Annotated in this window: 16 protein-coding genes; 2 read left to right on the forward strand and 14 right to left on the reverse strand. The window is 32.0% G+C overall.

The window, feature by feature from the left end:
* Positions 1–7: 7 nt before the first annotated feature.
* Positions 8–625, reverse strand: coding sequence for a DUF47 domain-containing protein (locus P7F85_RS10345; protein WP_002433514.1), 618 nt, complete (start codon positions 623–625; stop codon positions 8–10).
* Positions 626–1,061: 436 nt separating this feature from the next.
* Between P7F85_RS10345 and P7F85_RS10350 the strand changes: the two genes are divergently transcribed.
* Positions 1,062–1,451, forward strand: a complete 390-nt coding sequence (locus tag P7F85_RS10350) for a DUF1398 domain-containing protein (protein WP_002465992.1) — start codon at positions 1,062–1,064, stop codon at positions 1,449–1,451.
* Between the two features lie 72 nt (positions 1,452–1,523).
* Here the strand turns inward: P7F85_RS10350 and P7F85_RS10355 are convergent, their stop codons facing one another.
* The 5 genes from P7F85_RS10355 to P7F85_RS10375 all read right to left on the reverse strand — a co-directional run bounded on the left by P7F85_RS10355 (position 1,524) and on the right by P7F85_RS10375 (position 6,947).
* Entirely contained in the window at positions 1,524–3,413 is a 1,890-nt protein-coding gene (locus P7F85_RS10355) for an FtsX-like permease family protein (RefSeq protein WP_270251346.1), read from the reverse strand.
* Positions 3,403–4,164: an ABC transporter ATP-binding protein gene (locus P7F85_RS10360; RefSeq protein ID WP_002465987.1), complete on the reverse strand. Its 762-nt coding sequence runs from the start codon at positions 4,162–4,164 to the stop codon at positions 3,403–3,405. The genes P7F85_RS10355 and P7F85_RS10360 overlap by 11 nt, the downstream gene beginning before the upstream one ends.
* Before the next feature lie 138 nt (positions 4,165–4,302).
* Positions 4,303–5,343: a sensor histidine kinase gene (locus P7F85_RS10365; protein ID WP_015365319.1), complete on the reverse strand. Its 1,041-nt coding sequence runs from the start codon at positions 5,341–5,343 to the stop codon at positions 4,303–4,305.
* Positions 5,336–6,010, reverse strand: coding sequence for a response regulator transcription factor GraR/ApsR (gene graR, locus P7F85_RS10370; protein ID WP_002451014.1), 675 nt, complete (start codon positions 6,008–6,010; stop codon positions 5,336–5,338). The genes P7F85_RS10365 and graR overlap by 8 nt, the downstream gene beginning before the upstream one ends.
* Positions 6,011–6,023: 13 nt before the next feature.
* Positions 6,024–6,947, reverse strand: coding sequence for an NAD-dependent epimerase/dehydratase family protein (locus P7F85_RS10375; RefSeq protein WP_015365320.1), 924 nt, complete (start codon positions 6,945–6,947; stop codon positions 6,024–6,026).
* 126 nt (positions 6,948–7,073) lie between these two features.
* On the opposite strand from P7F85_RS10375, the gene P7F85_RS10380 reads away from it, so the two are divergent.
* Positions 7,074–7,580 carry a GNAT family N-acetyltransferase gene (locus P7F85_RS10380; protein ID WP_002465993.1) on the forward strand — a complete coding sequence of 169 codons (507 nt, stop codon included), beginning with the start codon at positions 7,074–7,076 and terminating at the stop codon, positions 7,578–7,580.
* Between the two features lie 125 nt (positions 7,581–7,705).
* Here the strand turns inward: P7F85_RS10380 and P7F85_RS10385 are convergent, their stop codons facing one another.
* The 8 genes from P7F85_RS10385 to P7F85_RS10420 all read right to left on the reverse strand — a co-directional run bounded on the left by P7F85_RS10385 (position 7,706) and on the right by P7F85_RS10420 (position 14,935).
* Positions 7,706–8,758, reverse strand: a complete 1,053-nt coding sequence (locus P7F85_RS10385; protein ID WP_015365321.1) for an alpha/beta hydrolase — start codon at positions 8,756–8,758, stop codon at positions 7,706–7,708.
* A gap of 152 nt (positions 8,759–8,910) precedes the next feature.
* Complete coding sequence (locus P7F85_RS10390; protein WP_002465991.1) at positions 8,911–9,978, reverse strand: YkvI family membrane protein; 1,068 nt, start codon at positions 9,976–9,978, stop codon at positions 8,911–8,913.
* Positions 9,979–10,275: 297 nt separating this feature from the next.
* Positions 10,276–10,776 carry a hypothetical protein gene (locus P7F85_RS10395; RefSeq protein WP_002465974.1) on the reverse strand — a complete coding sequence of 167 codons (501 nt, stop codon included), beginning with the start codon at positions 10,774–10,776 and terminating at the stop codon, positions 10,276–10,278.
* Between the two features lie 103 nt (positions 10,777–10,879).
* Positions 10,880–11,251 carry a dihydroxyacetone kinase phosphoryl donor subunit DhaM gene (dhaM, locus tag P7F85_RS10400; protein WP_002465961.1) on the reverse strand — a complete coding sequence of 124 codons (372 nt, stop codon included), beginning with the start codon at positions 11,249–11,251 and terminating at the stop codon, positions 10,880–10,882.
* Complete coding sequence (gene dhaL / locus P7F85_RS10405) at positions 11,251–11,829, reverse strand: dihydroxyacetone kinase subunit DhaL (protein WP_002465959.1); 579 nt, start codon at positions 11,827–11,829, stop codon at positions 11,251–11,253. The genes dhaM and dhaL overlap by 1 nt, the downstream gene beginning before the upstream one ends.
* 30 nt (positions 11,830–11,859) lie before the next feature.
* A complete protein-coding gene (gene dhaK, locus P7F85_RS10410; RefSeq protein WP_015365322.1) occupies positions 11,860–12,828 on the reverse strand; it encodes a dihydroxyacetone kinase subunit DhaK in 969 nt (322 codons plus the stop codon).
* 116 nt (positions 12,829–12,944) lie between these two features.
* Entirely contained in the window at positions 12,945–13,961 is a 1,017-nt protein-coding gene (locus P7F85_RS10415) for a FecCD family ABC transporter permease (RefSeq protein ID WP_002465982.1), read from the reverse strand.
* Positions 13,958–14,935, reverse strand: coding sequence for a FecCD family ABC transporter permease (locus P7F85_RS10420; RefSeq protein WP_308880599.1), 978 nt, complete (start codon positions 14,933–14,935; stop codon positions 13,958–13,960). The genes P7F85_RS10415 and P7F85_RS10420 overlap by 4 nt, the downstream gene beginning before the upstream one ends.
* Positions 14,936–14,978: the final 43 nt, after the last annotated feature.

A 14,978-nucleotide genomic window follows, 5' to 3' on the forward strand; every position in this document is an offset into this window, starting at 1 on the left:
ACTCCCTTTAGCTATTTTTCATGATTATAGTTTCAAAATTATTTGCGACTGTTTGGCATTTATCTGCAATTTCTTCCATGCTTTGATAAATATCTTTTATTTTAATTAATGTGATTGGATCTGTTTCACTGTTGAAGATATGTTTCATAGATTGTCTTAAAATACCGTCACAGTTCGTTTCAAACTCTTTAATATTAATTGAGTGAATACGCATGTGAGATAATTTTTTATCTACTAATAAACCTACAGCTAGTTTCATTTCTGCAACTGCCTTTTGAATATTTTCAACAAATTCAGCCATGTATTCGTCTGTATATTCGATAGAATACATTTCAAACATTGCTGACGTTTCTTCCATAGCATCTAATACATCATCAATTGCATTACATAAAGATAAGATATCTTCACGTTCAATTGGTGTGATAAAAGTCTGATTTAAATCAGTAATCACTTGATGCATTAATTCATCACCATGAGATTCATAAGTTTTGATATTATCAGAATATGCTTTTAAATCTAAGTGTGTATTGAAATCCATTTTACCGAACTCAATTGCTGCACGATCAAGATTAAAAACCATTTCTTCTAACTGAACCATGAACTTATCTTTTTTCTTACTAAACATTCAAAATCCTCCATTTGAGCGATTGTTGCCAATCACATTCATAAATTTTTACTCCATAAAACCTATTATAAGGAACACATTTACAATTTTCAGAAAAAAGGAGATTCACTTTTTCATTTTGTAAATATTATGTAAATCATAGTTATAAGCAATGATGATTGCATTCATATAAATTGCGATTTGTTCCTACTTGAAAATATCACAAAATTTACATAACTACAATTCAATTTACAAATTCTTAACAAATACGCAATTAAAAATTTACATACCCTTTCCTATTATGCACAAAAGGAGTATAATGACCAATCCACTTTATAATTTAACGTTTTAAATGATGTCTTTCAATCAATTTCCCATGTAGTAAGTATAAAACATAAATTTTGCTATCTTACCTGTTCCACTTTATACTAGCATTACTATACTAAAGGAGATAACTATGGAATTTACATTAAAATCGATTCAAGAAGCACATGAAAAATATACAGGTCCTGATTTCCCCAAACTATTTAAAGCATTTAAAGACATGGGAATGGTCAGTAATGAAGTGAATATTCAGCATGGTACATCTGTTTATACAAATACTAACGAACAAACGATTACCGCTGAAGGTGTTAAAGTATCACATCCTATCGCGGATACTTCAAATACAGATGAGGTAAAAGACATTCTTAAACGACATCAAGCAGGGCAGACTGATTTCCCTACATTTTGTGAAGAAATGGCTCAAGCTGGTATCTATAAATGGTATATCGATATCAATGCTGGTACTTGTTCATATATTGATTTAAAACAACAAACTATTGTGAGTGAACAAATCCCGCAATAATCATTCAAATCATATAGTTAAAGGATTTCATTGTACATTTTATAATCACAATGAAATCCTTTTTTATTAATCTTAAATTGAATGTCTAATTGTTCTTTTAGAGTGGTTATACGCTGTTAGAGCAAATACAGCATAGATGGCTGTGTACACTGCCATAACAATAAATATAGGGATTTGATTGGTCGCACCTAATAATGACATAAATGCTAATGAAGCAAAATAAGCATGTAATAAAGCAATGATTAATGGTAATGCAAAGTTAAATAGAACCTTTAATTTCAAACCTTTTGCCATATCTCGATGTGAAAATCCTAATTTACGCAATATAGAATAATTTTCTATTTCATCTTCTGTTTCATCGATTTGCTTAATATATATGATACAGCCTGCAGCAATTAAAAATGTGATCCCTAAAAATGATGTAACAAATAGTAATACACCCGTTAAACTAGAAATTTCACTTGCCGCTTCACTTCTTGTTTCAATATTTTTATCTACATTTTTTACCGCGCTTTGCAATTCCGGCATATCCTTTTTATGCTTAATATCAAATCCATATTGAGACACAATATCTTTAGCTTTAGCATGATTTCTCAAGTATTGGTAATCTTTATCATTTAATACTAAAGTAGGCCCTCCTAAATCAACATCGCTCATAAAATAAACTTGGTTTATTTCTTTATTTAATTTAACCTTGATGGCGTGTTGATGTGTACCTAATTGTGTTGCACCGTGTTTCTTATATTTCATGACATCACTCACTTTACCTTCAGGTACAATAATATCTGTGTAACCCTTCGACACTTCAACATTAGGGATATACTTGTCACTTGTTACAGATACTTCATATGGTTTAGCAATGCCTTTTTCAAATAATTTATCTTTAAACAGCTTACTATAAACAACTTCTTTATAATTATAAAAATGCTCAATATTTTTATTGTTTAATTCATATGCTAATTCATTTGCCTTTTCTTTATCTTTTAATGTCACATCATGTGGCGAATTCAATAGAACTTCATTGGTTAACGTCCCACGACTAATCGCTGCAAAACACAATACTGATACAGTAATAGCAGAAATAATTGTCATAACAGTTAAAGAAAATGCATTTTTCTTTATACGATACATAATTGGTGCAGTAAACATCACATCGTTGACGCTTACTGTATCTTGTCTCACTTTTTTAATTGCTTTAAAAATTAAAGAAACAGTACTTCTAAAAAAGAAATATGCTCCAATCACAGTACATATTAAAATGACAAACGGTTGAAAAATACTATTAAAATGTTGAACAACTGTAGTCGATAAATAGTAACCTGTCAGAATCATAAGAACGCCTAATACACCTAAAATTAATTCACCAATTGTAAAACGATTATGGTTGATTTCTCTCTTAGTCATATTAGAGGCTAATTCTATAATCGAACGTCTCCTTATATAAAAATAGCTTTGACCTATGGTTAAAATATATGCCACAACAATTAATAAAATTGCTTGTAAAATAGCAGACACACTGAAAATGATTGAAACAGTAATGTTAATACCGAGTAATCTTAGAACAATCATTAATAGTATATTAGATCCAAAAATACCGATGATAATACCTAAAATAGAAGTCGCTATAAAAATAAGTAACTGTTCAATCATAATCATTTGTAAAATATTGAATCTTGAAAGACCGATTGTTTGCAATAAGGCAAATTCACGACCTCTCCGTTTTAAAAATAACAAATTCGCGTACAAAATAAATACGATAATAATGATAAATAGAAAATAACTACCTATTTGAGAGCCTTCTTTAATGATTGGATAATTCTGGTTGCCATGTAAATGATGTGCATATTTTAAAGTAATAAAACTAAAATACAGTACTACACTAATCACTAAAGAAAATAAATATATGGCATAATGCGAAAACTTTTGTTGGAAGTTTTTAAAAATAATTTCTTTAAAGGTCATAATTCACGCCACCAAGTACACTTTGTGTTCTAATAATTTCATTATAAAAGGTTTGTTTATCATCTTCACCTTGGAAAATTTCTGTAAATATTCTTCCATCTTTTAACATAACTACTCGATTTGAATAACTGGCAGCTACTGGATCATGTGTAACCATTATAATTGTAGTATCAAATTTCTCATTCATTTTGCACAGTCGTTTTAATAAGTCTTGTGTACTTTTAGAGTCTAATGCTCCTGTTGGTTCATCAGCAAAGATAATTGACGGGTTAGTAATAAAGGCTCTAGCGGCAGACGTTCTTTGGATTTGTCCTCCTGACAATTCAGATGGATACTTATCACTGATATCACTAATATTTAATGCCTCCACGATTCGATCATATCGCTGTTTCATTTCTTGTTTATCTATTTTCTTCACCGATAATGGTAGCATAATATTTTCTTTTACAGTTAAGGTATGCAAGACATTATAATCTTGGAAAATAAACCCAATGTCTTTTTTACGAATATTTGATAAAGCTTTGTTTGATAATTTATCTAATGATTGACCATTTAATTTAATCGATCCTCGCGTTGCATAATCTATGGAACTGAGTACATTCAATAAGGTTGTTTTTCCTGAACCAGATGGCCCCATAATCGAGATAAATTCACCTTTTTCAACTGATAAATTGATATCGTGTAACACTTCTTGCGGTGAATATTGATTCCCATATATTTTTGTTAATTGTTTTACTTCTAATATTGCCACTTTAACACTCCTATGATTATCAACTGTTTATCGTTGATGCCACATCATTTGTAGATATAATGAAACGCATAACTATTCAATATTATTATAACGATTGTATATAACAAATGCGCTAATTCTGTGTAACAAAACGCATGTTTAAAATGACAATGTTGTCACTTCAGACATGCGTTCAATCACTTCATTTTGTTGTGGGAATATGAGACTAAAAGTAGTTCCTTTTCCTACGCTAGATTCCACTTTAATTTCAATTCCTAATTGTGATTTAACACTATCAACCAAATACAAACCCATACCTGAGGACGTCGTTTCATTTCTATTAGCTGTTGACGTGTAACCTCTTTCAAAAATTCTTGGCATATCTTTCTTACTTATACCCCGTCCATAATCCTTTATTTCTAATACGATATGCTGATCTGTGCATTTACCATTCATTTCGATCATATTATCTTCACTATATTTTAATGAATTAGATAATATTTGTCTGATCATCATACGGCACCATTTTAAATCTGTATAAACTTTAAAATCATCCGTAAAATTCAATTCAAATCCAATACCTTTAGCCTGACTAATATGACGCGTCAACTGAATTTCATCTATAACCATTCGTTTTAAAGATACATAGTCAAAGTACATATCTTTATTTTGAGTTTCTAACCTTGTTAAATATAATTGTTTATCTAACATTTCATTAATACGCGACCATTCATATAACAATGCTTGTTTACGTTTATAATCTTGCTCTTGATCAATTAATAACTTCATTGCTGTTACTGGTGTTTTAATATCATGAACAAATTCTGTAATACTTTGTTCATGGTTTTTGATTTGTACCTGTTGCGCTAATACCTTATCTTTTTGCGATGTTATATTTCGATATAAATAGTCTACGATTTGTTGTTGAAATGGTGTTTCAGCTAAATCTTTATGTTTAATTTCTTCTATTTCTTTATTTTTATAAAAGTGCTTAGACAACCTAGATTCTTTGAAAAACGTAAAAATAATGAATAATACACTCATACCTAAGTTCAAAACTACGATATACCAAACACTATCTGCTGCAATATCATAATCTATATACGAAATTCCGATCATAACTAGATTGATAAATACAATCCATAAGATCCAATTTAATCGCGATTTAACGAATAACCAAAACCACTTTAAATTATTCATGTGCCATATATCCTTTACCAACCTTAGTTTCTATCGCACTGTCCATACCTATTTCAGATAGTTTCTTTCTCAAGCGATTGACATTGACAGTCAAGGTATTATCACTTACAAAAGCTTCATCATCCCATAATGCGGTGATTAGCGTATCACGTGAGACAATTTGATTTCTTTTATTGACTAACATTTCTAAAATGATCATTTCTGTTTTAGATAAAAAGATAGCTTGATCACCTTTTTGAATACTATCCTTTGATAGATCTACTACAGCATCTTGCCAGTTCAATGTACGTTTTTCTTCAACACCAAATTCGTATACTCTGCGATAAACCGCCTGGAGTTTAGCTATTAAAACATTGGTATAAAATGGTTTTTGAATATAATCATCAGCACCTAACTCCATGCTCATGACTTGATCCATTGGATTATCTCGGGATGATAAGAATAAAATAGGTACATTAGACACTTGTCTCATTTTTCTACACCAATAAAAGCCATCATATTTTGGCAATTGCACGTCTAGAATAACAATTTCTGGATTAAATGCTTCAAATGTATCCATAACATTTCCAAAATCATCTATACCAACCACATTAAAATCCCATTGTTCTAACTCTTTTTTTAGTTCTTGGAACAATGTATTATCATCTTCTACTAATAATATTTGCATTCATATCACCTTATTATTTTGTGTATTTAATTTTTTCTCCAGATTGAACTCGTCCTTGAAAATGTTTGATGCGACAATCTACTTCAAATCCACGCATCATAATACCTTGTAGTGGCGCTTGAACAAAATAATATACAGGCCAAAACATTTTAGGAATGTAATCATATAGATGAACTATAACGATTGCATTATTTTTTAACAATCGAAACTCTAATTTACCTTGCTTTTTCGCATTGGATTTTACTAACTTACCTCCAACTAAATATAAAGTGATAAGATTTTCCTCTGTTAACACTTTCTTAAAAATAGCCAATGGTTTGTTTTTACTTTTTAAATATATATAATAATGGTCATCACTATGATACGTCTTAACAATCGTTCCTTTGGTTTTATCTAACCAATTAAAAAAGTATTCTACAACTTGATTAAGTGTCCATTTTTTAGGCAAAACCATTTTCATAGCTGTTCTAACATCATCGTACTTAGATACTTGCAATTCGACATTGATATGTGGACGTTTAATTTCCAGTTTCGTACGCTCTACAGGTACACCATAAGCGCCTAAACGTTCCATCGTTTGATTATCATTTCGACTTCCCGGAATATATACTAACTTTTTAACATGATTCACTGCCGCTGCCCTACCAAAGTTGTCAGCAGCAATTAAATTAAGATCTCGCGCTGTTGCTTGCGTTAATTTTGCTGAATTTTTCGTTGGATCTAAATAAAAAATAGCTATATCTATCTCTTTCATTGCTTCAACAACATCTTGATAATTAAAAATATCGCTCTGTAACCATGTCATATCGGTTGCATTAACATGTTCTGGTTTAGGATACTTGGACAATACATATAAATCGGCATCATTTTCAATGACTGAACTTAAATGTTTTCCAATATAGCCTGTGCCACCTGCTAAAAGTACTTTTGGTTTCATATTTTAAACTCCCTTGTGTATAATGAACACTCCATCGTGTGCAATTACACGATTCAAAGCAAACTTAACTTATTTATATTATAATATAGAAGTAGCAGAAACTTAAATGAATATAGGAGTGTTTTCATGCCTCACGCTATTCGTGAAATTAGTATAAAAGACGTAGACAATTTTATAGACTTACTTACTAAAATCTATGATGAATCAGAATTCACATTTTACAATCCTGGTGAATATGCACCTAGTACTAACGAAGTGATTAAACGCTTAGAAGATTATATTACCTCTTCTTCTAAGGCGATTTTCGTTGTCGAAAGTAATGATCAACTTGTAGGATACGGTTTTGTAGGTACTGAAACATATGAACGTACACGTCATGAAGCGATTGTTTATCTAGGTGTAAAAAAACTGTACCAAAAAGACGGCGTCGGACAAACTTTAATTAATGCGATAGAAGCCTGGTCCCTCAATCATAATATCCGTCGAATTGAAGCAACAGTAGTACCTGAAAATGATGGAGCTGTTAACTTATTTAAGAGCGCTGGATTCCAAATTGAAGGCGAACTAAAAGATAAGTTGTATATTAACAACAAATATTATAATGAATACGTGATGGCTAAAATTTTAAATTAATTATTTATGATAATTACATATTGAATTTTATCATATAATTAGATGAAATAAGTTGATAACGATATATCATGTATAAAAACACCGTAAAGCGACTATTGTTGTCGTTTTACGGTGTTTTGCTTCATTTATTCACTAAATGGGTCTAATTGTACATCTTTATTCAAATTATTGTTTTCATTGTGATTAGATTGATTGTTTCGTTCAACACCTGAAGAAGATGTGTTTCTACTTAAGAATAAGAGTACCCGTTTAATATTCTCTTTGGATTCTGGTTTATTTAAATGAAATTGATATTGATGGTGTAAGTGATGTGAACCATCATAAAATAATGTTTCAGCTGGCACATCTTTTTCTTTTAATTTTTTATAAAAATCTATGTTCTGACTATAAAATGGATCCGCATCACCCACTGATAAAAATGTAGGCGGATAATCTTTAGTTATTTGATTTATCGTAGACATTTGAGATAAGTTTTTAAAATTACTCTCCCAATTTGTTGTACCTGTATAACTTCTCATAAATAATTGGATCCTAGGAAACTCTGTAGCTTTAACTGTCTTCATATCATAGAAACCACCAAAGAATATCGCTGCTTTAATTTGAGAAGGTTTAAATTCGGGTTCAAATTTCATTTCATCACGTAACGATTGATTTGTTTGCATAGCAACATATTGACTGGTTAATTGTGCGCCAGCAGAATCACCACCTATAATGACTTGATCAAAATCAATAGGCAAATCATGTTCATTCGTTTTTATAAATTTGACAGCTTTGTTCATTTGTTCAATAGGTGTAGGATACTTATATTGAGGCGCTAACGCATAGTTGACGTTTACCACAATGTAACCTTGCTCAGCTATTTTGGATAGTAAAGGATTTTTATACTGTTTATCACCAGCAATAAAACCACCACCATGCATCCAAAAGATGACTGGTAACTTACTATCTTTATTCATATCAGATGGCATAATAATATCTAATTTACTATTAGGTATGCCTTGACCATAAGAAATATTCTGTAAGACCTTCACGTTTTTATTATTTATTTGGACTTTTTCTTTATTTTGTTGTTGTCGGTGTTCATGATCATAATGTTTTTTCAATAACAGACCAGTACTAGTACCTACTATTAAAATAACAACGACAGTTATCAACAACCATTTATGTTTTGCCTTCATGACGGATAATCCTCTCATCAATGCTCACTTATATTATTAATTGGCATAATAATTACATTAAAAAAGCAATTCACCTTCTATTTAAAAAGATGAATTGCTTTTAAGATTAAATCAATCGCTTTTAATTGTAAAGTACATCAAATTACATATCATTATGCAATATGTTTTTTGTCATCACTCTTACGTTTATAATATTTGATTAGTACGGCAACAACTATAAATAAACCGACTACACCCATAATATTATATAAATAGTTAATTAAATCAGCAAATCCTACGAAACTTAAAATGTAGGCCGCAATCATCATTATAATAATGAACACATGATATTTTTTACTATATGGTTCAGTGAAACGTGCTGCAAATGAGTAACATAACCCTAATATAGTGTTATACATTACTGCCAACATAATAATTGTTAAAACTAATCCAATCCATGGATTGATTTCATTTGCTAAATTCAGTGTAGGAATAGCTGCATCTTTAATTTGTGGGTATTCTGCTTGTAATGCAAAGTTAATTAGCGCTAATAGAATAGTATAAACAATACCACCAAATAACGCACCTGCACCTGAAACTTTTCGCTTAGATGCATCTCCACCAATTGCCACAACTGTACTAAAACCTACTGCAAATGCAAGACCACCATATTGAATACCTTTAAGAATACCTAAAATGATGTTTGGCTTATCTACAGTATCATTAACTTTATTCAATGGTATAGATCCATTAAACAAATAGTACACTGCAATTAATACAACCATCACAATTAAAAATGGTGTCACAATACCCAAAGCTCTTACTATTTTATTGAAATCTAATAGTAATGTGCCATAAATAACTACAGTCATAATTAGAGCACCTAACCAAATGGGTACATTAAAACTTTCTTGGAAGGCTGATCCAGCACCCGCAATCATCGTAACGGCGATACCAAATAAAAAGAATACAAGAATGTAATCGAAAATCTTACTAAATTTATCGCCGAAGACATATTGCAATGTAGATTCATGATTAGTTGCTTCAAAAGCTGTTCCTATTTTGGCTACTTGTCTACCTATAAACCCTAAAATTAAACCTGATAAAAGGACACCAATGTATGACCATAAGCCATAAGGTGTAAAGAATTGCATCACTTCTTGTCCGGTTGAAAAACCTGCACCGACAACGATGCCGACATAGGCGAAACCAATTTTTATAGCTTCTTTATTGAGCCCCATGAAAAGTTTACCTCCTTCGTTTCGCATATTTTGAATTATAACGTACTGTTATTTAATTTCAACCCAACTCAATGCATGTTAAAAAAGCCTAAATCCGTGATTTAGACTTATATACCAACTGTTTTCACTAATCTACAAAATATAAAATTCATACTTTTCTAACAATTCTACAATAATTTATTTATTAAAATCACATTTATTTTAATGCAAAATAATTTATAATTTCACAATAAAAAGTCATTGAAACGATCAGACTCATCTCAATGACTTTTATTAATCAAAATTAATATTCATTTTTTAACGTGCGTTACGATGTTGATTGAGTTCATTTATATCAACAACAACATTATCCATACGTTTCGCTGTATCTTTCAATACATTACGAGCCACGTTGTTATTAGGATCTAATTTAAGAATACGTTTTGCAATATCAAAGGCCTTTTTATCAGAGATAACAGGCTCTGGAATTGCATGTAGTAATAGCATTTGTAATAAGCTTTTAACTTCATTTCCGTCAGTTATTTTTATGGATGAATCTGCATGATAATACGCAGAATGTAAAGCACCTTCATAGTCACTTAGTGGATAAACAAGTAATAAGAATGCTAAGTCATGCAATTCTGCTGTCTCTTCCACTTTCATCATGTCTAAAATACAAGTATAAAACATCATACTTTCTACTTCATGAGCACTTGAAATATATGCTTCTTCAAATTCCATAAAATCTGTTTCGGACATCAATTGTCTTACTAAATCAAACTCGCCATTCAATACATGTTTCTTTATAAGATGTTGCATGGCAATGTCCTCCTATTAGCCAGATTTTATCGTACATTTAATATTAATCATATCACAGATATCCTTAACTTTCATTTCAAAAAATCAATTTAAGCTTAATTAATCATTTATTATTAAAAGTTGTTTGTTTAACTTCTTCTATAGCGTCCGCCAAATTGCCACCTATTGATAATTTAACTGCGGCTGTAAAACTACCTTCTACAATAGGTGCATCCACTTTAACGATTTTATAATTCCCGTCATACATATCAATAGCCATATCAATATTCATTTCGGATGAACCTATATCATAAAAACACATGGCATCATCTTCTAAATCATTGATTAACTGTTGAACTGTCTCAAACGATGTACCAATATCACCATTCACACCGCCGTTAGCAACGACATTAACATCCGGTGCCATTTGCTGTAATAATGCTTTCGTACCATTTGCTATTTGTTCACTATGACTGATAATTACAAGTGTTGTCATTAAGCCTCATCTCCTATAAGTGCATGTAATACATAAACCATACTTTGTGCGCCTGGATCCATATAACCTTTAGACGCTTCTTTAAAGTATGATGCACGCCCTTTCGTTGCTACCATATCTACAGTTTCTTCTGCAAAGCTTTGTAGACGATTTAAATCAACTTGTTCACCTTTTTTGACCGCTTCATAAGCACGGGCAATAACATCATACATGGTCTTTTCATTAAGTTCTACCTTACCACGTTTAGCAATTGCCTCTGCAAATGTTTCAAGTAACTCTACTAAATTATTATGATCAATGTCATCTTTTACAACTTCAGCCATTTTCACAAAGCTAAAACCATATAATGGTCCTGAAGCACCTCCAATGTTTGACATCAGACACATACCTGTCGATTTAAATACACTTTGCATTGAACTATCATCTATTTTATCTTTTAAACTCTCAAAACCTCTTAACATGTTAACACCATGATCGCCATCTCCAATAGCTCTATCAAGTTCAGTTAATGAATCTTCTTGTTCTTTAAATGTAGTCTCTAAATCCAATAATTGTTGTTTCATCTTTTGGATATCCATTATGATTCTCCTTTCATGTATATTTATTCATTAAATATTAAAATATCTACTCGTCGTTGGCGCTAGTAATGCTTTTAGAAGTATTTCTGAATACGGTATGACTGTAATTGAAAATCCTTGCATGTCTAATGATGTCATAAAATCGCCTACATACCAATGTTTGACAGTGATATCATGCGCATCAAAATATTGTTTAATATAAGACGTGGCAATTGTAAGCTCTGATAAAGGTGTACCACCCATACCATTTACCATCACGAGTATTTCTTTACTATTAACTTCTTGTAATAATGTATCGCCTAATCGTGTCACTATCTGATCTATTGGTTCCATTTGTTGACGCTGTAATCCTTTTTCACCATGAATACCAATACCAATTTCAATATCATTTTCATCAATATCAAAGCCATACTTTCCAGTTGTAGGTACCATAGGTGGTGTTAATGCCATACCAATACTTTTAATTGTAGGTAAAATCTCTTCTACTTTAGATTGAATTTCTGTTAAAGATAGACCTTTATCGGCTAAAAATCCGGCAAACTTATGAACGAAAACTGTTCCGGCTACACCACGTCTTTGTTCAATATCAGAAACGGCAACATCATCTTTCACTACTACCATAGCAGCATTGATACCTTCCATTTCTGCCATTTCTTGTGCCATTTCAAAATTCATGACGTCTCCAGCATAATTTTTAACGATGAGTAGTACGCCTTCACCATTGTCTACAGCTTTAATGGCCTCTAAAATTTTATCGGGAGTTGGTGAGGTAAATACTTCACCACAAACTGCAGCATCTAACATACCCTGAGCAACATAGCCTGCATGAGCTGGTTCATGACCACTCCCACCACCTGATACTAAAGCTACACCAGTTGTTTTTTTATCTTTTTTTACAACGACAGTGTCATTGATAACTTCTAATTCTGGATGAGCAATTTTTATACCTTCGAGCATATCATTTAAAAATTGTTGTTTATCTTTAATTAGTTTTTTCATAGTTAGCCCTCCTTATTTATCCACTTTCATTATAAAGCATCGACATAAGAAAGCGTTAACAATTATATATATAATTAAAGTGACATGTAACGCACATGCCACTTTATTTACATATTTTATACATTTTTGGTTTTGTACATGAGATATAGGAAGTAAGGGGCACCAATAATTGCAACGATGATACCTGCTGGTACGCCTGTAGGTTCTAAAATTACCTTGCCTAATGTATCTGAGAACACTAATAAAAATGCCCCAACAAGCACTGCTATTGGTAAAAACAACTGATGGCGTGGCCCCACAATACGTTTAGCAATATGCGGCCCCATCAATCCTATAAAGGAAATTGAACCTGCTACTGCAACTGCTACTGACGATAGTACTACTGCTACAAAGAATAATACCATGCGTTCTTTACCGACCTTAACACCTAAACCTTTAGCTACATGCTCATGTGTATTGATAATGTTCAATTCATTAGATTTATAAAATAAATATGGCAGTATGATGATGATCCATGGTAAAAATGCAATCACAAATATCCATTCATCTCCCCAGATATTACCTGCAAACCATGTTGCTATAAATTCCGATTGATCTTTGTCGAATTTAGACATTAATGTTATTGAACCACCATATAAAGCAGTCTGCATACCTACACCTATTAAGACCATACTAGATGGTGTAACACCATGTCTTTGATTGACACTAAACATAAAAATAATTAAAGCTGTCGCTACACCACCAATGACGCTAATGATTGGTAAAACGTAAACAAAATTATCTGGTTTAATCTGACCAATTGTGATGAATAATGCTATTGCGAAACCACCACCAGCGTTAATACCTAGTATGCCTGGTTCTGCAATTGGGTTTTTAGTAACACTTTGTACAATCGCACCACTCATACTTAATGCTGCACCAGCAAGAATAGTGATTAGCATACGTGGTAATCTAAAGTCGACTAAAATTAGTGTGTCTGTATAATCACCCTGACCGGTCAAAATTTGGAAAAATCGACTTACAGGGATGTTATATTCACCAGAAGCGATACTCCATGTACACGCTAAGAAGACGAGCACTGCAAATATCACAAATGTAATGATTTGTTTACGTCGTAATTTACTATCTATCATATTGAGCGTCCTCCTTTTTTAACTAAGTATAAAAAGTAAGGAACGCCAATAAATGAAATAATCGCACCCACTGGCGCGTCTCCTAAATATCTAGCCAACATATCAGCTACTAACATTAATATTCCACCTAAAATGGCTGTTAGAGGTAACACTTTTGAATAATCCGTTCCTATGATAAATCGAACAATATGTGGCACCATTAATCCAACGAATGCAATTTGACCTACCATCGATACTGCTACCCCAGCTAGCACCATTGCTAAGACTAATATGACAACTCTAATCATGGTAACATTCTGTCCTAGCCCTTTGGCTAAAGATTCACCTAAATTCAATATGGTTAATTGTCTACTCATTGCGAGAATAACCACCAATGTCACAATAATGATTGGTCCAGTCCAAATAATTTGAGGCCAAGTTGTTCCTGATACACCACCAGCACTCCAAAATGTTAAAGATTGATTTAATCTAAAGATAAGCGCAACACCTTGGCTTAATGCCGTTAACATGGCACTAACAGCTGCTCCGGCTAAAATAATACGCATCGGATTGAAACCATCTTTTCTTGAGCGACCAATCATTAACACAATCGAACCGCCTAACAATGCACCGAGAAATCCAGCTACCATAAGTAATGTAAAAGGTGCCTCTGGATAAAAAGCATAGGTTATGGCCAAACCAAATGACGCACCAGAATTGAGTCCAATTAAACTTGGATCCGCCAAACTATTTTTCGTGACACCTTGAATAACCGCACCAGCAACTGATAATGCCATGCCTACTAAAATAGCACCTAAATCTCTAGGAATTCTAATTTCACTAATCACATTATGCTGTTGATTTTTTGGATTATAATTGAAAATTGCATCTATAATAGTGGGTATATCTATTTTTGCATCTCCAAATAAAATAGATAAAAATAGTGCTATTGCTAGCACTATTATTCCACCTATCAAATAAGACACAAATTTCATATAACCGCTTTGCCTTGGTTTTGACATGATATCTTTACCTTTT

Source organism: Staphylococcus sp. aM, assembly GCF_052975125.1.